This window comes from Undibacterium sp. TC4M20W, from assembly GCF_049340245.1.
Classification (GTDB): Bacteria; Pseudomonadota; Gammaproteobacteria; order Burkholderiales; family Burkholderiaceae_D; genus Undibacterium.
The window spans coordinates 61,631-85,631 of the sequence record NZ_JBMPPI010000026.1 but is presented as its reverse complement, the minus strand read 5'-3'; the positions used below and the strand labels follow the sequence as shown (position 1 = coordinate 85,631).

Annotated in this window: 18 protein-coding genes and 3 tRNA genes; 14 read left to right on the top strand and 7 right to left on the bottom strand. The window is 50.6% G+C overall.

Annotated features, from left to right (window positions below):
• On the top strand, positions 1-245 hold a 245-nt coding region (locus tag ACO0LL_RS23820), incomplete at its 5' end, for a transposase (protein WP_422953298.1).
• A gap of 99 nt (positions 246-344) precedes the next feature.
• Here the strand turns inward: ACO0LL_RS23820 and ACO0LL_RS23815 are convergent.
• Positions 345-2,351: a methyl-accepting chemotaxis protein gene (locus ACO0LL_RS23815; RefSeq protein ID WP_422953297.1), complete on the bottom strand. Its 2,007-nt coding sequence runs from the start codon at positions 2,349-2,351 to the stop codon at positions 345-347.
• Positions 2,352-2,560: 209 nt separating this feature from the next.
• Between ACO0LL_RS23815 and ACO0LL_RS23810 the strand changes: the two genes are divergently transcribed.
• The 6 genes from ACO0LL_RS23810 to ACO0LL_RS23785 all read left to right on the top strand — a co-directional run bounded on the left by ACO0LL_RS23810 (position 2,561) and on the right by ACO0LL_RS23785 (position 10,508).
• Positions 2,561-3,352, top strand: coding sequence for a CerR family C-terminal domain-containing protein (locus ACO0LL_RS23810; protein ID WP_422953296.1), 792 nt, complete (start codon positions 2,561-2,563; stop codon positions 3,350-3,352).
• Positions 3,349-4,761: an efflux transporter outer membrane subunit gene (locus ACO0LL_RS23805; RefSeq protein WP_422953295.1), complete on the top strand. Its 1,413-nt coding sequence runs from the start codon at positions 3,349-3,351 to the stop codon at positions 4,759-4,761. Before ACO0LL_RS23810 ends, ACO0LL_RS23805 begins: the two co-directional genes overlap by 4 nt.
• 67 nt (positions 4,762-4,828) lie before the next feature.
• The gene (locus tag ACO0LL_RS23800) at positions 4,829-6,046 is read left to right on the top strand and encodes an efflux RND transporter periplasmic adaptor subunit (RefSeq protein ID WP_422953294.1); all 1,218 of its coding nucleotides are present in this window, start codon (positions 4,829-4,831) and stop codon (positions 6,044-6,046) included.
• Between the two features lie 9 nt (positions 6,047-6,055).
• On the top strand, positions 6,056-9,202 hold the full coding sequence (locus ACO0LL_RS23795; protein ID WP_422953293.1) for an efflux RND transporter permease subunit: 3,147 nt from the start codon (positions 6,056-6,058) through the stop codon (positions 9,200-9,202).
• A gap of 296 nt (positions 9,203-9,498) precedes the next feature.
• On the top strand, positions 9,499-10,008 hold the full coding sequence (locus ACO0LL_RS23790) for a DUF2846 domain-containing protein (RefSeq protein ID WP_422953292.1): 510 nt from the start codon (positions 9,499-9,501) through the stop codon (positions 10,006-10,008).
• Positions 10,009-10,340: 332 nt separating this feature from the next.
• Complete coding sequence (locus ACO0LL_RS23785) at positions 10,341-10,508, top strand: hypothetical protein (RefSeq protein ID WP_422953291.1); 168 nt, start codon at positions 10,341-10,343, stop codon at positions 10,506-10,508.
• A 71-nt stretch (positions 10,509-10,579) separates the two neighbouring features.
• Here ACO0LL_RS23785 and ACO0LL_RS23780 read toward each other — a convergent pair whose 3' ends face one another.
• Positions 10,580-12,691 (bottom strand): TonB-dependent siderophore receptor, encoded by a 2,112-nt coding sequence (locus ACO0LL_RS23780; protein WP_422953290.1) that lies wholly within the window; start codon positions 12,689-12,691, stop codon positions 10,580-10,582.
• Positions 12,692-12,963: 272 nt separating this feature from the next.
• Positions 12,964-13,659 (bottom strand): hybrid sensor histidine kinase/response regulator, encoded by a 696-nt coding sequence (locus ACO0LL_RS23775; protein ID WP_422953289.1) that lies wholly within the window; start codon positions 13,657-13,659, stop codon positions 12,964-12,966.
• A gap of 233 nt (positions 13,660-13,892) precedes the next feature.
• On the opposite strand from ACO0LL_RS23775, the gene ACO0LL_RS23770 reads away from it, so the two are divergent.
• From ACO0LL_RS23770 to ACO0LL_RS23750, 5 genes are all read left to right on the top strand, one after another.
• Positions 13,893-16,265, top strand: coding sequence for a TonB-dependent receptor (locus ACO0LL_RS23770; RefSeq protein WP_422953288.1), 2,373 nt, complete (start codon positions 13,893-13,895; stop codon positions 16,263-16,265).
• A 93-nt stretch (positions 16,266-16,358) separates the two neighbouring features.
• Entirely contained in the window at positions 16,359-17,471 is a 1,113-nt protein-coding gene (locus ACO0LL_RS23765) for an alpha-hydroxy acid oxidase (RefSeq protein WP_422953287.1), read from the top strand.
• Between the two features lie 24 nt (positions 17,472-17,495).
• Positions 17,496-18,179 (top strand): Fe2+-dependent dioxygenase, encoded by a 684-nt coding sequence (locus ACO0LL_RS23760; RefSeq protein WP_422953286.1) that lies wholly within the window; start codon positions 17,496-17,498, stop codon positions 18,177-18,179.
• 27 nt (positions 18,180-18,206) lie between these two features.
• On the top strand, positions 18,207-18,488 hold the full coding sequence (locus ACO0LL_RS23755; protein ID WP_422953285.1) for a PepSY domain-containing protein: 282 nt from the start codon (positions 18,207-18,209) through the stop codon (positions 18,486-18,488).
• Complete coding sequence (locus ACO0LL_RS23750) at positions 18,478-19,032, top strand: cytochrome b/b6 domain-containing protein (RefSeq protein ID WP_422953284.1); 555 nt, start codon at positions 18,478-18,480, stop codon at positions 19,030-19,032. The genes ACO0LL_RS23755 and ACO0LL_RS23750 overlap by 11 nt, the downstream gene beginning before the upstream one ends.
• A gap of 306 nt (positions 19,033-19,338) precedes the next feature.
• Here ACO0LL_RS23750 and ACO0LL_RS23745 read toward each other — a convergent pair.
• The 4 genes from ACO0LL_RS23745 to ACO0LL_RS23730 form a co-directional block, all read right to left on the bottom strand.
• Positions 19,339-19,414 (bottom strand) — tRNA-Asn (locus tag ACO0LL_RS23745).
• A gap of 191 nt (positions 19,415-19,605) precedes the next feature.
• Positions 19,606-19,681: transfer RNA gene (locus ACO0LL_RS23740), tRNA-Asn, on the bottom strand.
• A 99-nt stretch (positions 19,682-19,780) separates the two neighbouring features.
• Positions 19,781-19,856, bottom strand: a tRNA-Asn gene (locus ACO0LL_RS23735).
• Positions 19,857-19,915: 59 nt separating this feature from the next.
• Positions 19,916-21,130 (bottom strand): aromatic amino acid transaminase, encoded by a 1,215-nt coding sequence (locus tag ACO0LL_RS23730; RefSeq protein WP_422953283.1) that lies wholly within the window; start codon positions 21,128-21,130, stop codon positions 19,916-19,918.
• Between the two features lie 98 nt (positions 21,131-21,228).
• Between ACO0LL_RS23730 and uvrB the strand changes: the two genes are divergently transcribed.
• Positions 21,229-23,349 carry an excinuclease ABC subunit UvrB gene (gene uvrB, locus ACO0LL_RS23725; protein WP_422953282.1) on the top strand — a complete coding sequence of 707 codons (2,121 nt, stop codon included), beginning with the start codon at positions 21,229-21,231 and terminating at the stop codon, positions 23,347-23,349.
• Between the two features lie 125 nt (positions 23,350-23,474).
• Positions 23,475-23,975, top strand: a complete 501-nt coding sequence (locus ACO0LL_RS23720) for a hypothetical protein (protein WP_422953281.1) — start codon at positions 23,475-23,477, stop codon at positions 23,973-23,975.
• Positions 23,976-24,001: the final 26 nt, after the last annotated feature.

Here is a 24,001-nt window from a genome sequence, read left to right as displayed (position 1 = left end):
CGTTACAGCAGAAACAGGTCGTGCAAAGCATGTCACGTAAGGGCAATTGTATCGACAATGCGGCTATGGAGAGTTTCTTCGCCGTGTTGAAGTCAGAGTTCTTCTATCTCAACAAATTTAGCAGTGTTGAAGAACTGCAAGCAGGCATCAAGGATTGTATTCACTACTATAATCACGACCGGATCAAGGTCAAACTAAAAGGACTGAGTCCTGTGCAATACAGAATTCAGTCCTTGGCTACTTAAATAATTAAACGTCCAACTTTACGGGGTCACTTCATTTGCCTGGTGGCTTTTTTCATATGCAGCAAATGCAGCAAATGCCACCCAGAAGTCGGCATAGTCTTATGCTGCCAGTTTTTTCTTCTCAGGCACTTTCGCGCCTTGTACAGTCAGCGTCAGGCGGTCTTCAGAGCTGCTAGCCAGATGCAGGCGTTGCACTTCTGTAGCAAGCAGTTCCTGCGTTTTGAATACGCTGACGGCAGCGCCGAGCGAGGCGGCCTGTTCTTCCAGCTTTGCAGTAGATTCACTCGCCATTTCCACCAGACGGGTATTATCTTGCGTGATCTGATCGATATCGCCTATCGCCTGATTCACGTCAGAAATTCCTGTACTTTGTTCCTGGCTGGCCTTGGCGATCTGCTTGATGAGTTCGGTCACCACTTCCACATTGTCGGCAATATTGCGCATGGTCTGGCCTGCTGTGTTTATCATTTTACTGCCAGCTTCCACTGCCTGGCCTGAAGAAGCGATCAGGCCTTTAATCTCTTTTGCTGCATTCGCGCTGCGTTGTGCCAGGTTGCGCACTTCTGCAGCCACTACGGCAAAGCCACGGCCTTCCTGCCCGGCCCTGGCTGCTTCTACCGCAGCATTCAACGCCAGGATATTGGTCTGGAAGGCGATGCCGTCCATGACGCCGATGATTTCGGTGATTTTTTTAGAGCTTGCGCTGACGGTTTGCATGGACAAGATGCTGCTCTCCATCACTTCCAGCCCTTGTTGCACGCGCTCTGCCGAGCTATGCATGAGGCTGTTCGCCTGTGCCAGGTTACCGGCGTTCTCGGTAATGGTGGCGGTCAGTTCATCAATGGCCGTGGCGGTTTGTTGCAGGGATGTTGCCTGGCTTTCTGTGCGGTTGGCCAGGTCAGTATTCTCATCGTGAATTTCCCTCGCTATGATATCCACCGTTTGTGCGCTGTGGCGGATATTGGCAACCAGGTTACTCAACTCCACATTCATCCTGCCGACGGCATTGATTAACTGCGCCAGTTCATCTTTGCCACGGCTGCTGACGCGGTTCTGTAAATTACCGGCGGCTGTTTCTGCGATGGCTTTTGTCAGAGTGTTGACGTCCATTGTTAAGGCCTGATAGATCGCCACCAGAAGATAGCTGGCGATCAGCAAGAGCAAGATAATGCCTGCTGACATTTGCCATGCATATCGGTTCGCCTTTTCAATTTCATGTGCGAGATTGCTAGCGATAAGGCCGGCGATCGCTGTTTTCGTCGCGGCCAGTTTGTTCAGATTATCTGTGCCAGCTTGCAAAAATGCATCACCGCTGCTTTGATTGACGGATGCCAGCACTTCATCCTGTGAGCGCTCCAGGAATTTTTTTGCGTCAGCGATGCTGGCCTGCATGGTGGTGTTTGTCGATGCATATTCTTTTCCATGCGCGCCCAGGTTTTGCATACTCAGCGCAAGCTCGGATAAATTCAGCTTTGCCAGCATATGCAGGGAATTGAGCATGACATCTTCGCCAGCCTCAAACAAACCTGTATCTATGTAAGCGGCACCACGACCGGCAATGACGGACAATTTCTCTTCTATCTGCGGCAGGGTATTGATATAGATGCTGACCAGTTGATGAGTTGTTAAATCACTGTCCAGTGCCAACTTTGAACTATTGGCAATTTCTGTCATCTCAAGTTCCAGCGAATTTAACAGCTTGCCATATTCAATAAAACTTTCTGCTGACTTGAGTTGCGGCTCTTTTGCCAGTAGCGTAGCCCACAGATTTTTGGTCAGGCTGGCCTGATCAGTTTGTTTTAGCAGAGCGTCTATCTTGCCCTGGTTTTCGGCGATGCTGGCTGCGAGTTGCTTGTTGCCCAGCAGTCGCATGTGTTGCAAGGCGCGCTGCTTTTGTATCAGCAGGCGCAAATGATTTTTTGCGGCGATGCTTTTAATCGCGACTTGCTTTGCCCTGGTTTGCAATACATCTTCGCGCAGGTTTTGAAACAGCAGGGCCAGTACCACAAGCAGAGGAATGGCGAAGGCAAGGGCGACAAAACTGAGTTTGTGGGCAATTTTAAAATTGCGTAATAGCTGGATGGCAGGGGAGGTAAGCAGGGTCATTTTGAGGTACCAAATGAGTTTGTGAAGGCATTAGGGCGAAGCCTAAACGGGCAATGTGACTATGCAGTGACAGCAGGCAACATCCTTATGAATAACAAGGATTTGTTTGAGCGTCGCATAGAGTTTTTGGATTGCAATTTGTTAATGCCTGGTATTTTTCAATGGAATAGTTAAATCAAACGTTTGATTTATATGTTAGTATGCATCGCATGAAAATACCCAGCCAGAAAAAAACCGCAGCGCAACAAGAGCAACAAGTGCAACAAGCGCAACAAGCTCAGCGGGCCCAGCCAGATAGCCAGGCCCTTACTCCTGATGGAAAGATTTTGCGTGTTGATGGCATGGAGGCGCGTACACGTCTGCTGGACGCGGCCCTGATCTTGTTTGCCGAAAAAGGCTATGCCAAAACCTCGATACGTGAAATTGCCAAAGCGGCCGACGTCAATATTTCTGCCATCAGTTATTATTTTTCTGATAAAGCCGGTTTGTACCATGCGGTGTTCAATGACCCGCGTACCAATCCAAATGTCGATCCTGCGATATTTGAAGCGGACGTTGCAGACATGCGTGCTGTTTTGCTGAAACTGATCTGCACTTTTACAGATTCGCTGAAGCAGGGTGAAATCATGGAAACCTGCATGAAGCTGCATTTCCGCGAAATGCTGGAACCTACAGGCCTGTGGATGGAAGAAATCGACACCGTCATCAAACCATCGCACCAGGGTTTTGTCAGGCTTTTGTGCCGTTATCTCGGCACCACCAAGGCAGATGATGATGTACACAGGCTGGCGATTTCAATTACCGGCCTGGCGATTTCACTGCTGATCAGCGGTGACGTGATACAGGCGACCAGACCATCGTTGATCGCCAAACCCAAGGCAATTGATGCCTATGCTTCACGCCTGGTCGATTACGCCATTGCCATGTGTGAAGATGAAAAGCGGCGCCGCTTGATAGCAAAAACTGATACTGATAAATTAACTTCTCCGATAGCGATATGACTATACGACGTTCCATTTTAATACCTGCCATTGCCGTAGCGCTGACAGCATGTTCGACTACCAGTCCTGTGACATCCAGTAATGGCAGCGTGCCTGCACAATGGCAAGCGGTATTGCCCACGGCAGAAAAAAATACTGAGCTGCGTAACTGGTGGCAAACCAACGGCGATGCCAGTTTGCTGGAGCTGATTGAGTCTGCACAAAAGGTCAGTCCTTCCATTGCGCAAGCCTGGTCACGCATAGAAACCGCAAGGGCAGCAAGAGTCGCTAGTGGCGCTGCGCTGTTGCCATCACTTGACGCAGTTGCCAATGCAACGCGGGCAAAAAACCAGCCAGGTTTTCCAGTGAGCACTACGTCGCAAGCTGGCTTGCAAACAGCCTGGGAAATCGATGTATTTGGCGCCAACCGCGCAACGAATCAGGCTGCCCAGGCAGAGCTGGAAGGCACGCAGGCGCTTTGGCATGATGCGCGGATATCGGTAGCGGCTGAAGTGGCGCAACTGTATTTCTCTGTCATCAGCTGCCAGCAAACGGCAGACTTGACCTGGCAAGATGCCAAGTCACGCGCAGAAACTGCCAGACTGACAGAGCTCAGTGCCCAGGCAGGCATGTCATCCAGTGCGACATCCGCTCTGGCACGCGCCAGCGCTGCTGAAGGTAATAGCCGTGCGATACAGCAAGCGGCATTGTGTGATCTGGATATCAAAGCCCTGGTCGCGCTGACTGCCAAGCCAGAACCAGACCTCAGGCAATTATTGACAATTGCCCAGGCCAGTTTCAAAAACCTGCTGCCTTTGGCTGTCACCACCTTGCCTGCACAATTGCTGGCACAAAGGCCGGACGTGTATGCGGCCGAGAAAGAAGTGGCAACCGCCAGTGCCCAGGTCGGCGCTGCGGAGGCGCGGCGTTATCCGCGTCTGACCCTGAGTGGGTCCATCGGCACCATGCGCTATGACGTTGCTGGCAGTACGACGAGGATGGATACCTGGTCTGTCGGCCCACTGGCTTTAACCCTGCCCATCTTCAACGGGGGCCAGACCACGGCCAATATTGAAGCTGCCAAAGCGCGCTACCTGAATGCCAGCAGCAATTATCACGGCAAGGTGAGGCAGGCAGTGCGCGAAGTCGAAGAAGCACTGGTGAACCTGAACAGCACAGATGCCCGTCGCCTTGATTCTGAAATTTCAGCCAAGGGCTATGACCAGTCTTTGCAGGCAACTGCCCAGCGTTACAACAAGGGCATGGCCAGCTTGCTGGAACTGGAAGATACGCGGCGTACGGCCTTCGCTTCCCAGTCTGCCCTTATCGCCCTGCAACTAGAAAGAAATCGTGCCTGGATCGCGCTATACCGCGCCTTGGGTGGTGGTTGGGACTTGAGTGCACAAGCAGCTACCCAGCCGCAATCCTAGCCTTAATCTTAGCCGCAGCGCCAAACAAATTCCTGAATTTAAAAATTAAACAGAAAGCGTATCAGACATGATGAAACTCATTTCACGCAAACCACTATCCCTGAGCCTGGCTGGCATGATCGCTGTTGGTGCTGGCGGTATCTGGCTGTCAGCAACGTCCAATGCGGCTGATGAGCCGGCCAAAACAGACAAAACAGCCAGCGCATCTGCATCTGCTGCCAAGGTCAAGCCGGCTTTGACAGTGACGACGACCAAAGCCAGCAGCGGCAATCTTGTCATCAAGCTGGCTGCCAATGGCAGTGTCGCTGCCTGGCAGGAAGCCTTAATCGGTTCAGAGGCAACAGGCCTGCGCATACAGGAGTTGCATGCCAATATAGGTGATGTGGTGCAGCGCGGCCAGTTGTTGGTCAGCTTTGCCAGCGAAACCGTCAAAGCTGATCTGGCACTGGCACAAGCCAGCCTGGCAGAAGCGCAGGCCAATCTGGCTGATGCCGCAGCCAATGCAGAGCGTACCCGTGCCTTGCAAACCAGCGGCGCATTGAGTGCCCAGCAGGTAGGCCAATACCTGACGGCAGAACAAACCGCCAAAGCCAGGGTGGAATCGGCCAGGGCCAGCGTAGAAGCCCAGCAATTGCGCATGCGTCATACCCGTGTGCTTGCACCGGACAGTGGCATTATCACGGCACGTGCGGCCACTTTAGGTTCGGTCGTTGGTAATGGCGCAGAATTGTTCCGCATGATACGCCAGGGCCGCCTTGAATGGCGTGCTGAGGTAACGGCCAGTGAAATGGCGAAAATAGTGCCGGGTACAGAAGCCGTCGTTACTGCACCTGGTGGCACGCAATGGAAGGGCAAGGTCAGGGTGGTATCTCCAACGGTAGATGCACAAACCAGGATGGGTCTGGTGTATGTTGATCTGGTGCCTGATGCAAACAGTACAGCCAAACCACAAGCAGCCACGGCATCGCTGGCATTCAAGCCAGGCATGTATGCCAAGGGTGATTTTGTCATGGGTAGCTCACAAGCTTTGACCATACCGCAGCAGGCTGTGGTCGTCAGGGATGGTTTCAGCTATGCCTTCCGTGTTAATGCAGACAACCGCGTCACGCAAATCAAATTGCAGACCGGGCGTCGGGTATCCAATGCGCAAGGCGATCTGGTGGAGGTCGTCTCTGGTTTGAATGCAGACAGCACCATCGTCTCCAGCGGCGCAGGTTTCTTGAATGATGGTGATACCGTCAAAGTGGTGGCTGCAACCAAGCCAGCCATTGCTGCAAAAAACTAAGGGGTTCATGTGAATTTCTCTTCCCTCTCCATTAAAAATCCCATACCGGCGATCATGCTGTTTATCTTGCTGACGCTGGCAGGGATATTGTCGTTTCGTTCTACCATAGTCCAGGATTTCCCGGATATTGAATTACCCATCGTCACCGTCAGTGCACCTTTGTCTGGTGCTGCACCTGCACAACTGGAAACTGAGGTCGCCCGCAAGATAGAAGATGCGGTCGCTTCACTGCAAGGTGTGAAAAACGTTTACACCAAAGTGCTCGATGGTGATGTTGAAGTCACGGTCGAATTTGTCCTGGAAAAAGTGATTTCAGACGCAGTCAATGAAGTGCGTGATGCAGTGGCAACCGTGCGCGCCGACTTGCCTAGCGAAATGCGTGACCCTACCGTGACCAAGGCATCTACTGCTGGCCGCGTCATCATGACGTACACGGTAGAAGCTGCAGAAGATGGCAAGGACAGCAAAGTTGTCGCTGGCGAAAGTAGCAAGCCAGATGCGCAAGAGCTGAGCTGGTTCGTCGATAATACTGTAGCAAAACGCCTGCGTGCGGTGCCCGGCGTTGGCGCAGTCAGGCGCATGGGTGGTGTCAGCCGCGAAGTGCGGGTTGAACTCGATACCGACAAAATGGCGGCACTCAATGTCGCTGCGGTTGATGTATCTCGTCGTTTGAAGCTGGTGCAACAAGAAGCGCCGGGTGGTCGTGGTGACGTCAGTGGCGCCGAGCAATCTGTGCGTACCATTGCCACTGTCAAGACAGCGGCTGAACTGGCTGTCCTGGATATTCCCTTGCCAGATGGCAGGCATATACGCCTTGATCAGGTGGCACGTGTGCTTGATACCGTCAGCGAGCCACGTTCTGTGGCAACACTTGATGGCAAGCCAGTGGTCGGCTTTGAAGTGTTCCGTACCAAGGGGGCCAGTGAAGTTGATGTCGCCAGGGGCTCCCATGCTGCGGTCGATGAATTGCAGGCTGAGCATCCGAACATGAAGTTCCATCAGGCCATAGACAATGCCCAGCCTGTAGAAGAAAACTTTGATGGCTCGATGGACTTGCTGTACGAGGGCGCCTTTCTGGCCATCCTGGTAGTATTCTGGTTCTTGCGTGACTGGCGTGCAACGCTGGTGGCAGCGGCGGCCTTGCCTTTGTCTGTGATACCCACTTTCCTTGGTCTCAAGTATTTTGGTTATACCCTCAACACCGTGACCTTGTTGTCACTCGCCCTCGTTGTCGGTGTGCTGGTTGATGATGCGATTGTGGAAATTGAAAACATCGCCCGCCATTTGCACATGGGTAAAACCCCTATGCAGGCTGCCATGGAAGCGGCAGATGAAATTGGTATGGCCGTTATCGCCACCACCTTCGCCCTGGTTGCCGTGTTCTTGCCAACTGCTTTTATGGGTGGTGTGCCGGGTCTGTTCTTCAAGCAGTTTGGCTGGACGGCGGTGATCGCGATTTTGGCCTCGCTGGTAGTAGCACGTTTGCTGACGCCGATGATGGCGGCTTACATCATGAAGTCACCCAAGCCTGGCAAGGCTGGTGAACATGGTCAGGCCGACGGCTGGCTCATGACGCGCTACATGAAAACCATGCAATGGTGCCTGCGTCACCGCTTCATCACGATGGCGGCTGCCACGGTATTTTTTGTCTGCTCGATTGCCTTGGTAGGTTTGCTGCCAACCGGTTTCGTTCCCTCTGCAGACCGCGCACAAACACAGGTCAATATCGAGCTGCCACCAGGCAGTACCCTGGCAGAAACCCGCGCAGTCGCTGAGCAAGCCCGGATCGCCATCATGAAGAACAAAGAGATTATCAATGTCTTCAGTTCTGTCGGTGGTGGTTCCAGCGGTGATGCTTTTGCTCCTGGTGCGGCAGCAGAAGCCCGGCGCGCAGTCTTGACCGTGACTGCAGTACATAGAAATAAACGCAAAGATTCGATTGCCGATATTGACGCCAAAATCCGCACCGAGATAGCAGATATTTCTGGTGCCAGGTTTAACGTTGGTCCACCGGATACCGGCGTCAAGATGCAGTTAGTTTTGCAAAGTGAAGACCCGCTCGCCTTGCTCGAAGCGGCACAAAAAGTCGAGAGGGAATTGCGTACACTCAAAGGTGTGGGTAATGTCAGTTCCAGTGCTTCACTGGTGCGGCCTGAAATTATCGTGCGCCCAGATTCAGCGAGAGCTGCTGACCTCGGTGTGACTGCATCTGCCATAGGTGAAACTGTACGTGTGGCGACAGCAGGTGATTATGATCAGGCTTTGCCAAAGCTAAATCTGTCACAACGCCAGGTGCCTATCCGCGTCAAGTTGCCAGACAGCTTCAGAGCAAACCTGGCCGAGATAGAGCGTCTGACCGTGCCTGGTAAAAATGGGCCTGTCATGCTGGGTAGCGTTGCTACTGTCACCATGGAATCTGGCCCTGCGCAGATAGACCGTTTGAACCGCAAACGTAATGTGACGCTGGATGTGGAACTTGGCAGCCGTCAGTTGGGTGAAGTCAATGAAGAGGCACGCGCCTTGCCCAGCATGAAAAACCTGCCACCGTCAGTCAGTATTGCTGAGCTTGGCGATGCGCAGGAGATGCAAGCCCTGTTTGCCAGCTTCGGTATTGCCATGTTGATTGGTGTGCTGTGTATCTATGGTGTGCTGGTTCTGTTGTTCAAAGACTTCCTGCAACCGGTGACTATCCTGGCTGCCTTGCCTTTGAGTATAGGTGGTGCTTTCGTGGCCTTGCTGGTCACTGGTCGTGCCTTGTCCATGCCATCGATGATAGGTCTGATCATGCTCATGGGTATCGTCACCAAGAACTCCATCCTGCTGGTCGATTATGCGGTACTGGCAAGGAATGCAGGTATGAGCCGTTTTGATGCTTTGGTCGATGCATGTCACAAACGTAGTCGCCCCATCATCATGACTACCATTGCCATGGGTGCCGGCATGATGCCGCTGGCCTTGGGCTGGGGGGCTGACCCCAGCTTCCGCTCACCGATGGCGATTGCAGTAATCGGCGGTTTGATTACCTCAACTTTGTTGAGCCTGTTAGTGGTACCCGCAGTGTTCACCTACATTGATGACTTTGAACATTTACTGGGGAAAATCAGGCGCAAATTATCTGGCAAGTCTTCCACTGTTGCCTCAGTTGAAGCTGGTTGAATATGTAATTAGCAGCTATATTCTTGGTGAAATAATCACATAGAGCGAGTTAGATAAGGACCGTGCAACGATTTCATGTTGCACGGTTTTTTTGTTTAAGCATCAGAATTGATTTCATTATGAAATGATGAGCATGATAAAAATGATGGGCAGGTAATTAGTAAAGTTTAAGTCAACTTCGCCATATGGCTATGCGTCATTAATTGGCATCCGGACCAAAGCATTGCTTGTGCATTAGTTATCTGTTAGTGTCGCACATCATTCATTTTCAACCATAGCGAACCGCTGCTTATTCCATGATCACACGCATCCTTACATTAATTTTTTCCATACTGCTGACGGCATGCGCGGCCAGTGGCCCGATTTATCAAGCGGCCCCACCGCCAGCTGAAAATCACGCGAGAGTCTATATTTATCGCGTCAATACTTTTGCGGCAGGTGGCAGAGATGCTTACTTTTATGTCGACAAAAAGAATATTGCCGACCTGAGTGTAGAGGGTTATACCTGGTTCCACGTACCTGCGGGTGAGCACACCTTCCGTCAAAAATGGCCCGCTGATATTGGCACGTCGTCGGTGGCCATCAATTTGTGGCGCTGGTCAAGGCAGGGAGATTCTGATGCAGTCAATGCAAAGAATTTGCAAGAGGGATACGTCAATTGGGAAGCTGGAAAAACTTATTACTATCGCTTTCATACTAATACGTATGGCCTTCTCGGCATGCAATGGATTTTGCAGGAAGTCACTGCTGAACAAGCGTTACCAGAAATTAAAAAAAATAAATTGCAAGCTTCATTCAATAAATGAATGATCATGTTAAAAAATATGTGGATGACCAGGCAAATGACTAGTCAAGGACTTTGCCCGGCGCTCAACATTTTCTTGGTATCTTAAAAGACGGGCAAGAACCTTTGTTCTAAAGGTTCTTGTGCCGTGGCTACTTATTTGTCAATCAATGAGCCATAGTTCATGAGTAACCCCACTTTGTAGCTCACTGCCGTAATATCCCTTTTGCTTTAAAAACTGCGCCTGGCGCAGTCAGGATTATTTGGCAAATATGGGGTTGCAATCTGGCAGCGTAATTATGTCGCCAAGGCAGCGCAGCTATTGCAGGTAACCTGTATTGTTATACTGGCCAATTGCCGGTCAATGCCGCCTTGTTTTATACGGTGAATGCCAACTTCAAGCTGCAACTGAATGTGGAAAATTTATCGGACAAGAAATACTATGCTTTTGCCAATGGCGATAACAACATCACTCCTGGCTCGCCTCGCGCATACCGTGTCAGCCTGCACGCGAATTTCTGATTCGTGATTTGATGTAAAAGACCCGCATGGCCAAAAACGATGCGGGTTTTTTGAGTTTTACCTGTTCAGTTTTACATATCCATCTTCACAGACAGTTTGAGTAGTCTGGGCATGCCAGATGCCAGGCGTGTTCCTGCACCGGCCCAGTAACGCTTGTCGGTAGCATTTTCTACGTTTAACTGCCAGGTCGCCCGCTTGCCCAGGGTTTGCGTGACATAACGGCTGCCAGCACTGAACAGCGTCACGCCACCGAGATAAGCCTGATTCAGATCGTTCACAGGTCGGCTGCCGTTATAGTAGGCCGCACCATTCAGGGATAGTCCATGCACGGAATCAAATTCATACGACAGGAAGGCGCTCGCTGTTTGCCTGGCTGCATTTTCTGGTGCCTTGCCATTGTAGGCGGTACTGATTTTTTGAAATTCAGGATTCAGGAGTTGCAAGGAAGTTTGCCACGATAACTGGGATGTCAATTTGCCCTGTGTCGATAATTCCATGCCACGATAGCGCTGCTCGCCATCTGCAACAAAGACATTGCTGGCATTGGTGTAATAACCGGGGCGGGTGATATCAAACAGGGCAGCAGAAACCAGTGTACCGCCGGATGTCAGCCAGCGTACCCCCAGTTCTTTTTGCTTGCTGACGCCAGGTGCCAGGCGTTCATTCTGGTTCACTGTGCCTGTGGGCCCAGGTTCCCCTTCTTCCAGTCCCTGCGCTGCCGAAGCATAAAACGACAGGATAGGGGATAGTTTGTAAATGACAGAGGCCATGGGCGTGGTTTTACTCACATCATAATGGCTGCTGCCCTGATTGCTTTCATAGCTGGCGCGACGCACTCCCAGTACGCTCTGCCATTGTGGCGTAATTTCTATCCGGTCCAGCAAATACACGCCGCTGTCGCGCGTATCCAGTGCTACCGTAGTCGGGCTGGTGGGCACAGCGCCAAAAGTGACAGCAGTAATGGGTGTAGGGTCATACAGGTTTTGTGCTGCAATCGTGTAGTTGCTTTGGTAAATCGGGTCCTGGGTTTTGGTAGTACGTGTCACGCCCAAAGTCAGTTCATGTCTGAGTGGGCCTGTGCTCAGGCTGCCAGCAAGTTCTGCGCGTATCAGTTTCGATGCTGTCACCTGGTGTTGCATGTTGCCGGTAATGCGGCCAGCGCCAGTATTGATGGCCGCAGTATTGTTGAAGCGAAAAATCGGCAAGCTGCGGTCACGCGCTGTTTCCGAACTACCTGTCTCCAGGGTAAAAGCCCAGTCATCAGTGATGGCATAGTCTGCACGCAACTGTGCATTTTTAGTCCTGGTTTCAAACCTTGCCCATTCAGGCCCTATCAGACGTTTTGGGTCCACTGCTATCGGTAATTGGATCAGTCCATTCACAGCAGCCGGTAAGGCTATGCCAGCCTGCTCAGTGAGTTTGCGTGTATCGTATTCAAGATCAGCCTTCAATAAAAACTGTTTGTTGACGCGCCAGTCCAGCGCAGCGGATGCAAAGCTGCGATTGCCATGATTAGCCTTCTCCAGGTAAGAGCCCAGCGCACCGCCTGCCGCATTAACGCGTATGCCAAATTCCTTTTCTGAGCCAAAGCGGCGGCTGAGATCGGTATTTGCAATGACACTGCCATTTTGGTCAGCCATCAGCCCTATGCTGCTGACGGGCATACTGCCAGCGCGTTTAGTCACGAAATTGACAACCCCTGCTGGTGAAGTGAAGCCGTAGTACAAGGCCGATGCTCCCTTCAACACTTCTACCCGTTCTTTATTTTCCATCGATATCTGGGAAAAATTCATGACGGGGAGTGAGCCGTTCAAGCGATAGTTGGTGCGGTTCTCGACAGCGATGCCACGTATCACCAACTGGTCCCAGGTATCTCCACCATTTTGCTGCCGGGTGACGCCTGCGGTATTGCGCAGGGCGTCATATATCCCGGCTGCAGCTTGCAGTTCCAGCAGTTCGCGCGTAATGACATTCACTGTCGAGGGCACATCCATCATATTTGATCCGCGAAAACTGCCTGCTGCTGTGCTTTTGGGTAGCAGGCCATCTGCACGGGTGCTGGTGATTTTGACAGACTGCAAAATGGCTTCATCTGCTTCCTGGGCAATTGCCACACCAGGAGCATAGATGATGGATAGTAAAGCTGCCAAAGGAAGCAGGGTATGTGGATGACGCTTGGGCATGATGCAAAAACTCTCTCTATGTAAAGTGATGAGGTGTGATTTGGCACTGATAATCGGCCAAAAAAAGGGGGTATGCGAGGCGGGGTAGGCGCAAATAAAAATGGCAGTAAATAAAATGGAATCAGGGTATTTTATCGCTAATGAGAATCATTCGCAATAAAAGTCGACGCGGGCAGGCTGCTCGTCTATGCCGGCTGCTCTTTCAAGGGTGCTCCTGTGCTGACGTTTGGAATGCAAACTGCTGCGTTCATGCTTGCCCGGTTTATCCAGATTTATGGAAACCTGACTGTGACTACCAAGCCACTTCCGGCAGGGTTGTCAGCCAGATCGATTTCTGCACTATGGTGATCAGCGATGTTGTGCACGATGGAAAGACCCAGCCCACAGCCCCAGACCTCGTTGCCATCCGGGCGGTAGAAACGGTCAAACAACCTGGCCCTGTATTGTTCTTCTACACCGGGGCCATTGTCTGTGACACGCATGACAGCATGACCGTTTTCATAGGTGGCTGTGAGATCTACCTTGCCACCTTGCTGGTTGTAGCGCAAGGCATTGTCAACAAGGTTATTCAACATGACATGCAGGCTTTCCTTATTGCCTTGTACTGTGACGGTCTCTGAAACCTCAGTACCAAGATCAATTGAGCGGCTGTCTGCATAAGCTGAATGATCAATGACTGCAGTCTGCAATAGCAACCTCAGATCAACAGCCTGGATATTCGTCGCTGCATATCCCGTTTCATGTCTCGCCAGGCTCAATAGTTGCTGTACGAGATGTGCGCTGCGATCAAGGCGTTCATGCAGTTTCAAGCCAAGGTCAAGCAACAATAAATCGTATTCAAAACCCAGCAATGCGAGCTCTGCATTGCGGCCATCGCGCACCCAGTCAACTGCGTAATTTTCGCTGCGCAAACCTTCCTGCACGCTATCACCTATCATGGGATCGTCTTCTATCAGTAATAAACGCACTCTGCCTACCTCATCTGTTTTGTCTTGCCAGCTTTTTAAGCTGGTATCAAGACTGAGCTTGCGTACTGCTCACCTCTCTGTTGTAAATCCCTTAAAAGAAAAGGTATTTAACAATTGCAAACGCAAATGATATTGATTCTCATTGTCAATAATTGTATCATTCGTATTAATTTGTAATACATCTGCAGCAAAAAAATCTTTCCAATAATTTTCGTAAAAAATCAGGAACTTACATGAAACACTCGCAAGCGCAGAAACCAAAAAGCCTACGTGATACAGACGATCTGGTATTTGGTTCCATGAAAAAAACTACTTTGGCCTTGGGTATTTCCAGCGCGATGCTGATGCCTATGGTTGCGATGGCTCAAGACACAACGCCACCTGCTGCCAAGACACAAAAAGAAAAATTGCCAGAAGTAGAAATCCTGGGCAAGCGAGTAGAGTCCAATCCAAATGCAGAAGTTGGTTCCCCATACAAAGCCAAGACTTCTGCTGATTCCCGTCACACACGTCCACTGGCAGAAACACCACAGACAATTTCTGTGCTGACCCGTGCTGCGCTGGATGATTCTGGCCTGACAGACTTGAAACAAGTGCTGGGTGCACAGCCAGGCATCACACTGGGTACTGGTGAAAACGGTAATGCCTTTGGTGACCGTTACATCATCCGCGGCCAGGAAGCACGCAGCGACGTGTTCGTCGATGGTTTGCGCGACCCAGGTATGTCAACACGCGAAAGTTTCGCCGTTGAACAAATAGAAATTTCCAAAGGTCCAAATTCCAGCTTCGCTGGCCGTGGTACTGCCGGTGGTGCGATCAATGCGATCACCAAACAAGCAACACTGGATCATGACTTTGAGCGTGTTTCCATAGGCATAGGCAGCGATTCACAAAAACGTATTTCTGCTGACATCAACAAAGGTTTTGGCGAGCATTTCGCATTGCGCACCAACTTGTTGTACGGCGATGAGGATGTACCTAACCGTTCACCAGCCAACCGTTCACGCAAAGGTATTGCATTGTCTGGTTTGTATGAAGTCAGCAAAGACCTGTCTGTGACACTGGACTACTATGGCCTGCGCACCAAAGATACATCACCAGATCTGGGTTACTACCTGGTTGGTACCGTACCAAGCCGCTTCCCTGCGACCAATGTTCCGGTTTATGGTCAGGCAAATGATTTCCTGAAATCTGATGTCGATACTGTCACAGCACGCGTTAACTGGACGATTGCTCCAGATATGAAAATCACCAGCCTGACACGTTATGGCAAATCCAGTAACGGTTATGTCACGACAGGTGCATCTTCTGCAACCCGTTACAACGGCACGACAGGTGTGGCATACACAACCGGCGTTCTTGATGGCGGCCACACTGGCTGGCAAGATATCGATTACTTTGCTCACCAGACCAACCTGCGCTGGGACAAGCAAATCGGTGGCATGAAGCATGAATTCATCTTCGGTGCTGAATATGCTGACCATAAAGTCGTGTCCGGTACTTATGGCATCACCAACACAGGCACATTCAATTGCAAAACCACAGCAGGTATTGGTGCTAACAATGGCTTCTGCTTCACAGACAGCAACGGCACACCTGTTGCCAACCTGAGCAATCTGGCTGGCCGCAATTCCACCCGACTGAGCTGGAACCAGGATTGGCATATCAAGGCGCTGGCCCTGACTTTGATGGATACAGTTGATCTGACTGATAAATTTACTGCCTTCGGCGGTGTACGTGCAGACTCGTTTGACCTGAGCCTGACACGTCGTAACAACACCACTGGTGTGATCACTGGTGACTATGGCTACAAAGATACTTTGCTGAACGGTCATTTTGGCCTGAGCTACAAGATCACTCCTAAACTGATCGCCTATGGTTCTGTCGCCAGTGCACAAGACATCAATGGCGGTGAAGCTGATGCCGGTACCAGCAGTGGTTACGGTGGCGCAGTGCTGTACCAAAACCAGATTGCCGGTGCCAAGCCAGAAACCTCAGTCAACTATGAGTTGGGCCTGAAATGGAACTTGATGGATGACAAATTGCTGGCAACAGCAGCCTTGTTCCAAACTACGAAAAAAGACGTGATGGAAGGTGCCAACTACGATACGGTCGGTACATTCAATACAGGTAAGAACCGTGTGCAAGGTGTGGAATTTGGCCTGAGTGGTAACCTGACTGAAGATTTGTCTGTACAGTTTGGCGCAGCATTCATGGACTCCAAAGTGCTGGCATCGACCACAGCAGCGAATATCGGCAATCCTTTGAGTAACTTTGCCAAGAAGACTTTCTCGGCACAAGCCAAGTATCAGTTGACGAATGCATTCTCGTTTGGCGGCGTTGCCCGTCACGAGAGTGACCGTTGCGGTGGTCAGCCTGATACGGCTGCTGGTTACACAACTGCAGGCCTGTGCTCACAACCAGTACCTGGCTTTACCGTGTATGACGTGTTCGCTGCTTATCGCTTCTCCCGCCGTTTTGACGTTCGTGTCAACGTCCTGAATGCGACTAACAAAGACTACTACACAGCGGTATACCGTTCTGGCGCATTCTTGTACAAGGGTGATGCACGCGCTGTTCGCTTTACTCTGAACTACGAAATGTAATCATTTGATGGAGAGCAAGAGCCCATGTCATCTACAGCAGTGGGTTCTTGCGATTCAGCTAGAATACGGGTTCTTTATTCATAATTTTCATTGATGAAAAACCCTGCTATTCCTGCTGCTCTTGTTATTCCGCCAGACATACGCTGCGCCCAGGACTATGAGTTTGCAGCACAGCGTAGCATGGCCGCACCCAGCTACGCCTATGTGGCAGGTGGTAGCGGGCGTGACCTGACTGTTGCTGCCAACCTGGCAGCCTTTTCACAATGGTCAGTCTATCCCCGCGTTTTGCGCGATGTCACTGCCGGGCATACCCGAGTTGCCCTTGGCAATCAAAGTTTCCTTCATCCCATTTTATTGGCACCTGTTGCTTTTCAAAAGCTGGCACATCCGGCTGGCGAAATCGACACGGCCCGCGCTGCCAGTGCGACTGACACTTGCATGGTATGCAGCACCTTGTCCTCCAGCCTGCTGGAAGATGTTGCGCAGGCTGCTGGCCCGCATAAATGGTTCCAGTTATATTTTCAAACCAGTCGCGACGCTACCCGCAACTTGCTGGCAAGGGCAGAAGCAGCGGGCTATAGCGCGATTGTCGTGACTCTGGACGCATCGATACAGGTGGCAAGTGCACGCGCCATGGCGGCAGGATTCCGCATGCCAGCCGACTGCGTTGCGCTTAACCTGCAATCGACAGATGCCGATGTGCCCGTGCAACTTGCCGCTGACGACAGCCGTATCTTCCAAGGGGCGATGCATGCTGCTCCGGGTTGGCCAGATATGGAATGGTTGCTGGCTCAGACATCCTTGCCGGTCTGGGTCAAGGGTATCTTGCATCCCGATGACGCACTGGCTCTGAAGGTGGCAGGTGTGGCGGGTGTTGTTGTTTCCAATCATGGTGGCCGCAGTCTTGATGGTGCGCCTGCCAGTCTCGTCGTATTGCCTGCAATACGCGCTGCTGTTGGTGATGATTTCCCCTTGTTGCTGGATGGCGGCATACGTTCAGGTGCTGATATCTTCAAGTCCCTGGCTTTGGGTGCCAATGCGGTATTGGTGGGGCGCCCGCAGATGTATGCGCTCAGTGTTGCCGGTGCTCTGGGTGTGGCGCACATGATAAAGCTGTTGCGAGAAGAGTTGGAGATATGCATGGCTCAGGCCGGATGTGCGACCCTGGCTGATATCAATAATACCGCCTTGCTGCGCAATGTATGATGCAATAAAAAACAGGATGGATTTATGCTGAATGTGATTGAAGGGGTATTGAGCAAGGATGAGGTGCAACAGTTCCGTAGTTACCTGGATCAGGCTGACTGGCAGAACGGCGCCCGTACTGCGGGTACGCTTGCCTTGCAGGTCAAAAACAATCTGCAGATAGATGATGAATCAGATCTGGCAATTCAGCTTGGCAATCATATCTTGCGCAAACTCGGCGAGCATCCTGTGTTTATTTCCGCCGCCTTGCCACAAAAAATCTACCCGCCAAAATTCAACCGTTACCAGAATGGTGGCGGTTATGGCCTGCATGTCGATAGTGCCGTCATGATGATGCCCGGCACTCGCCAAAACCTGCGCAGCGACATATCTGCAACCCTGTTCCTGGCCGAGCCTGATGAGTATGAAGGGGGTGAGCTTGAAATTGAAACCGACTTTGGCGCGCAGACCGTCAAGCTTGAAGCTGGCGACATGGTGCTCTATCCTTCTTCCAGTCTGCACAGGGTTACGCCAGTGACTGAGGGCGCAAGAGTGGCGTCTTTTTTCTGGATAGAAAGCATGGTCAGTGATGAGGCCGAGCGCAGCATGCTGTACGATCTGGATCAATCCATACAAAAATTGACGCCCCTGGTGGATGCGCAAAATTCTGCGCTACTGAGGCTGACGGGCGTTTATCATAACTTGTTGCGCCGCTGGGCAATTACTTAATTTACTTTACACTGTCAGGAGTTATCCATGAGATTAAATAAACAAGCTATTTTTGCTGCAATTGTCCCTGTGGTATTTGCCATGTCTTCCAGCAGCGCCTGGGCGCACGGCGACGTCAAATGCACCACCGAGCCAAAAGAAAAATGGCGCCCACATACAGAATTGGAAGCAAAGCTGACCAAGGAAGGCTGGCAAATCCGCCGCATGGAAAAAACCACTAGCTGCTACGAAGTGTATGCCAAAGACCCTAAGGGCAAGCGTGTAGAAGCCTTCTTCAACCCGGTCACATTCGAACGCGTTGAAGAATAGTCTATCCCTACGGGATATACCCGTATGGGACTTGCCTGTGCGCCTGATACACTGGGCGCAGCTTATTGCCATCGTCGCCGCATGGATCACCAGCGGCACGACCAATTCTGTGCACGAATACGTGGGCTACAGTGCTGGCGTATTGGTGCTTATACGCCTGTTCTGGGGCGGCATCGGTAACCGCTATGCGCGCTTCAGTCAATTCCTCAAGCCAGTTCCGGCAACGCTGCAGTATCTGCGTCAGGTTATTCATTCCAAAGCCCCGCGTTATATAGGCCACAATCCCCTGGGTGGCTGGATGATGCTCGCACTTTTATCCTGCGTGGGTTTGCTGGTTTTGACTGGCTGGGCCATGGGCACGGACTTGCTCTGGGGTTATGCATGGCCAGTACGCGTGCATGTCGCTATCGCCTGGAGCATGGTTGGCCTGATTGCCCTGCATGTGCTGGGTGCCATCTATACCGGCTGGCAACACCGCGAAAACCTCGTCAAGGCCATGCTGACGGGTAACAAAGCAGCACCAGAACCTGGTGATGTCGATTGAATGCCGTTTGATAGTCGTTTGATAGTTAACTATCAAAATCGTCGATAAGTTTTTTTCAAAACTTCGTGGGAGTTTGCTGCGAAAGGAAGGGAAATACTTGTACGATTTTCTTTGCCCGGGATAGTACGTCAACCGGTATTTGTTCATCTGAATTTTTGAGTTGTTGTGAGCTGCTATTTACGCCGCGTACATAAAAGCCTGGCACTTTGAAACTCTGAACTCTGTGCTACTTGTCCGTCATGCCTGATAAGGGCAGGGCGGAAAAAAAAGAGTTACTGGCCTTGGCAAGTAACTCTTTTCTAAATTTGGCTCCCCGACCTGGACTCGAACCAGGGACCTGCGGATTAACAGTCCGTCGCTCTACCAACTGAGCTATCAGGGAATAGAAGATATGATGATCTTCATTAAACTTGTAAAACTATTCTTCGGCAGTGATTATGGTCAAGTTCACTGCTCACTTCAATCTCTTGCTGCAAAACCCTTTCAGGATTTTACTTTTGATACTTTACCGGACAGTTCCGGTGGAAAAAAAAGAGTTACAAGCTTGAGCAAGTAACTCTGTCTTTATAAATTTGGCTCCCCGACCTGGACTCGAACCAGGGACCTGCGGATTAACAGTCCGTCGCTCTACCAACTGAGCTATCAGGGAATAGAAGATTTGATGATCTTCGTTAAACTTTATAATCTAATACTTGTTACTTCGTTCGCAGTGATTTTTTGATAAGTTCACTACTTACTTCGAATTCTGTGGCTCCCCGACCTGGACTCGAACCAGGGACCTGCGGATTAACAGTCCGTCGCTCTACCAACTGAGCTATCAGGGAACAGAGACAAAAATTATATTCTCTCGACCCCTGTTTGTCAATACGCAAGTCAAATCGAATTACAAAACCGCAGTAATTGCCGCAATAACGTTGTTAATATTCTTGTTATTGAGTGCAGCTACACAGATGCGGCCTGTATCAACAGCATAGATGGAATTGTTCTCACGCAATTTGCCAACCTGTTCTTTTGTCAGGCCAGAATACGAGAACATGCCGCGCTGCTGGACGACAAAGTCAAAGTCATGGCCCGGAGCCTGTTCCTTGAGTTTGCTGACAAAGGCATTGCGCATTTCGCGTATACGTACACGCATGCCTGCCAGTTCTTCTTCCCACAATTGACGCAGTTCTGGTGTTGCCAGCACGGTTGCCACTACCTGGCCACCATGGGTAGGTGGATTGGAGTAATTGGTACGGATCACGCGTTTCAGTTGCGACATGATGCGCGCTGCTTCTTCTGCGCTGGAGGCGGCAATGCTCAGGGCACCGACACGTTCGCCATACAAAGAGAAGGATTTGGAGAAAGAGTTGGAAACAAACAGGGCACCGCCAGCTTCAGCAAAGCGACGTACGACTTTGCCATCAGCTTCGATACCATCACCAAAACCCTGGTAAGCCATGTCGAGGAAGGGAATCAGGTTGCGCTGAGCAACCACGGCAATGACGTCTGTCCATTGATCATCAGTCAGGTCAGCACCGGTTGGATTGTGGCAGCAAGCGTGCAGCAATACGATGGAGCCTTCAGGCATGGATTTCAATGCATCCAGCATGCCAGCGAAATTGACGCCGCGTGTCGCTGCATCATAATAAGGATAAGAGTTGACTTTAAAACCAGCCGATTCAAACAGGGCGCGATGGTTTTCCCAGCTTGGGTCGCTGATCCATACTTCAGAATTTGGTGTAAAGCGCTGCAAGAAGTCTGCACCCAGCTTCAGCGCGCCAGTACCGCCGATAGCCTGGGCAGTAATCGCACGTTTTTCCTTGACGACATCGCTGTCAGCACCGAACACCAGTTCCTGTACCGCTTTATCATAGGCAGCCAGGCCTTCGATAGGCAGGTAAGTGCGTGGAGCGAATTTTTCCATCAAAATAGCTTCGGCTTTTTTGACGCATTCCAGCAAGGGTACCTTGCCATTGTCATCATAATATACGCCTACACCCAGATTGACCTTGGCAGGGTTCTGGTCAGCATTAAAGGCTTCAGTGATGCCCAGGATAGGGTCGCGGGGGGCCATTTCTATGGCGGAAAACAGGGGTGAAGATGTGGAAGCAGTCATCGTGATAATATGGAAATATTTGTCGTTGCCGACAGTAATGGTTGGAATGAGGCAGATTGCATAGTACAGCCACCTATTTTAGCAAAGGTAATCGCATCATGGCCGTAGCACCAGTTAATTCAACAGCTTTGTCAGAACAGCTGGACGAATCAAAATTTATCAGTTTCCCTGATTCACCTTATCAGTTGTATCAAATGTTTAAGCCAGCGGGTGATCAGCCAGCGGCAATTGCACAATTGGTCGAGGGTATCAGTGACGGTTTGTTTTTTCAGACACTGCTGGGAGTGACGGGGTCGGGTAAGACTTACACGATGGCAAACGTGATCGCCAGGACAGGTAGGCCGGCCATCATTTTTGCACCTAATAAAACCCTGGCAGCACAGTTGTACAGTGAGTTCAGGGAATTCTTTCCACGCAATGCGGTAGAGTATTTTGTCAGTTATTACGATTACTATCAACCAGAAGCGTATGTGCCGCAGCGCGACTTGTTCATTGAGAAAGATTCTGCCATCAATGAACATATAGAACAGATGCGTCTGTCCTGTACCAAATCGCTGATGGAAAGACGGGATGTCATCATTGTGGCAACTGTCTCAGCCATCTATGGTATCGGTAATCCTAATGAATACCACAAGATGATCCTGACCCTGCGTGCCAGGGACAAGGTCAGCCAGCGCGATGTCATTGCCCGCCTGATACAGATGCAGTACAAGCGCAATGAAGTTGATTTTGGACGTGGTACTTTCCGCGTGCGTGGCGATACCATTGATATATTCCCGGCAGAACATGCCGAGATGGCTGTGCGTGTGGAAATGTTCGATGATGAAATCGAAAACCTGCAATTGTTTGATCCGCTGACCGGGCGCATCAAACAAAAGATACCGCGCTTTACAGTCTATCCAAGTTCTCACTACGTGACGCCGCGCGAAACGGTCTTGCGGGCCATTGAGACCATCAAGGAGGAATTGCGTGAGCGCCTGGATTTCTTCCGCCGCGAAAACAAACTCATAGAAGAGCAACGCATAGAACAGCGTACCCGCTTTGACCTGGAAATGATGGCCGAGATTGGCTTCACCAAGGGGATCGAAAATTACTCTCGTCACCTGAGTGGTGCCAAGGCCGGTGAACCGCCACCAACCCTGGTCGATTACCTGCCGCCAGATGCCCTGATGTTCCTGGATGAATCGCATGTGCTGACAGGCCAGTTGAATGGTATGTACAACGGTGACAGGGCGCGCAAGACTAATTTGGTCGATTATGGCTTCCGTCTGCCATCGGCACTGGATAACCGCCCGTTGAAGTTTGCAGAATTCGAAAGCAAGCTGCGCCAGACCGTATTTGTCTCAGCCACGCCAGGTGATTATGAAGACCAGCATTCTGACCAGACAGTAGAGCAACTGGTCAGGCCTACTGGCCTGGTCGATCCAGAAATTGAAGTGCGCCCAGCGCTGACGCAGGTCGATGATTTGATGAACCAGATTATCGAGCGAGTGAAAAAGCATGAGCGCGTACTGGTCACTACCCTGACCAAGCGCATGTCAGAACAATTGACCGAATTCCTCAACGAAAACGGCATCAAGGTGCGTTACCTGCATAGCGATATTGATACGGTAGAGCGTGTGGAAATTATCCGCGATCTGCGCCTCGGCACTTTTGATGTGCTGGTTGGTATTAACTTGCTGCGCGAAGGTCTGGATATCCCTGAGGTGTCGCTGGTGGCTATTCTTGATGCAGACAAAGAAGGTTTCCTGCGTTCTGAACGCAGCCTGATCCAAACCATAGGCCGTGCTGCGCGTAACCTGCACGGCAAGGCTATCTTGTATGCCGACAAGGTCACTGATTCCATGCGCCGCGCCATGGGAGAAACCGAGCGCCGCCGTAATAAACAACTGGCTTTTAATCTGGCCAATAATATTACGCCGGTAGGTATACGTAAGCAGATCAAGGACATCATCGATGGCGTTTACAATCCGCAGGAAGCGAAGGAAGAACTGGCAGTAGCGCAAGAGCAGGCACGTTATGAAGTCATGAGCGAGAAACAGATCAGCCGCGAAATCAAGCGCCTGGAAAAACTTATGCTTGATCATGCCAAGAATCTGGAGTTTGAAAAAGCCGCTCAGGTCAGGGATCAGTTAGCGCATGTCAAGGAGCAGTTGTTTGGGGCAGGTGGGCATGATTCTTTGGATTCAGTTGTAGGTACTTTGATCAATAAGACCTGAATGTATGATATGGCGAGCAGATGATACCGTAAGTGTATCAATGCTTTTCACGCAATTGCAGGAGGACGAATTTTGTTGGAAGTATTAAATAGGGGGGGCGCATGGGCGTTAGTTCATCAGAGTTCATGGCATTGTTCTTATTTCCCTTAGCTGCTTCGGTGATTTTGTTGATTACCTTGTTTTTGCATGGACGAGGTGACAAGGCAATTTTCTCGTTATTGCTGATTTTACTTTTCTTGTTTGTCGTCAGTTCAAGTTTTTCAAATGGTGCAGGCATTATTTTTTGCCTGTTGTTTGGTCCTTGGTTAATTTGTATAACTATGGTCCTTACCTATTATTTATCAGTAATAAGGGAAAAGTCAGATATTGTGTTTGAGAAAAAAAATAATCATCCCGACCATGACTGCACGAGACGTGTTTTAGATCCATGTCTTTTCTATGGTATTGATGGCAGGCTGCTTACTTATGATGAGTCCTTGGATCAACTGTACTTGTTCGATAAAAAGGAATGCAATGAATTTTTAGGCTCAATCGGTTATCCGCTTGCAAAAAAAGGTGAGTCACTTCGTCAGTCTAGACAGCGCTGCGTTGATGCTTATAAAAAAGAGTACATAAAATACTCGTAAACTGATTTTTAATACTATTTACTATG

Bases quoted from the DNA above. Each gene is read 5' to 3' on its own strand.
- ACO0LL_RS23760 (WP_422953286.1), top strand. From the start codon at position 17,496: ATGCTGAATGTGATTGAAGGGGTATTGAGCAAGGATGAGGTGCAACAG.
- ACO0LL_RS23810 (WP_422953296.1), top strand. From the start codon at position 2,561: ATGAAAATACCCAGCCAGAAAAAAACCGCAGCGCAACAAGAGCAACAA.
- ACO0LL_RS23780 (WP_422953290.1), bottom strand. From the start codon at position 12,691: ATGCCCAAGCGTCATCCACATACCCTGCTTCCTTTGGCAGCTTTACTA.
- ACO0LL_RS23765 (WP_422953287.1), top strand. From the start codon at position 16,359: ATGAAAAACCCTGCTATTCCTGCTGCTCTTGTTATTCCGCCAGACATA.
- ACO0LL_RS23800 (WP_422953294.1), top strand. From the start codon at position 4,829: ATGATGAAACTCATTTCACGCAAACCACTATCCCTGAGCCTGGCTGGC.
- ACO0LL_RS23755 (WP_422953285.1), top strand. From the start codon at position 18,207: ATGAGATTAAATAAACAAGCTATTTTTGCTGCAATTGTCCCTGTGGTA.
- ACO0LL_RS23815 (WP_422953297.1), bottom strand. From the start codon at position 2,351: ATGACCCTGCTTACCTCCCCTGCCATCCAGCTATTACGCAATTTTAAA.
- ACO0LL_RS23730 (WP_422953283.1), bottom strand. From the start codon at position 21,130: ATGACTGCTTCCACATCTTCACCCCTGTTTTCCGCCATAGAAATGGCC.
- uvrB (WP_422953282.1), top strand. From the start codon at position 21,229: ATGGCCGTAGCACCAGTTAATTCAACAGCTTTGTCAGAACAGCTGGAC.
- ACO0LL_RS23790 (WP_422953292.1), top strand. From the start codon at position 9,499: ATGATCACACGCATCCTTACATTAATTTTTTCCATACTGCTGACGGCA.
- ACO0LL_RS23770 (WP_422953288.1), top strand. From the start codon at position 13,893: ATGAAACACTCGCAAGCGCAGAAACCAAAAAGCCTACGTGATACAGAC.
- ACO0LL_RS23805 (WP_422953295.1), top strand. From the start codon at position 3,349: ATGACTATACGACGTTCCATTTTAATACCTGCCATTGCCGTAGCGCTG.
- ACO0LL_RS23720 (WP_422953281.1), top strand. From the start codon at position 23,475: ATGGCATTGTTCTTATTTCCCTTAGCTGCTTCGGTGATTTTGTTGATT.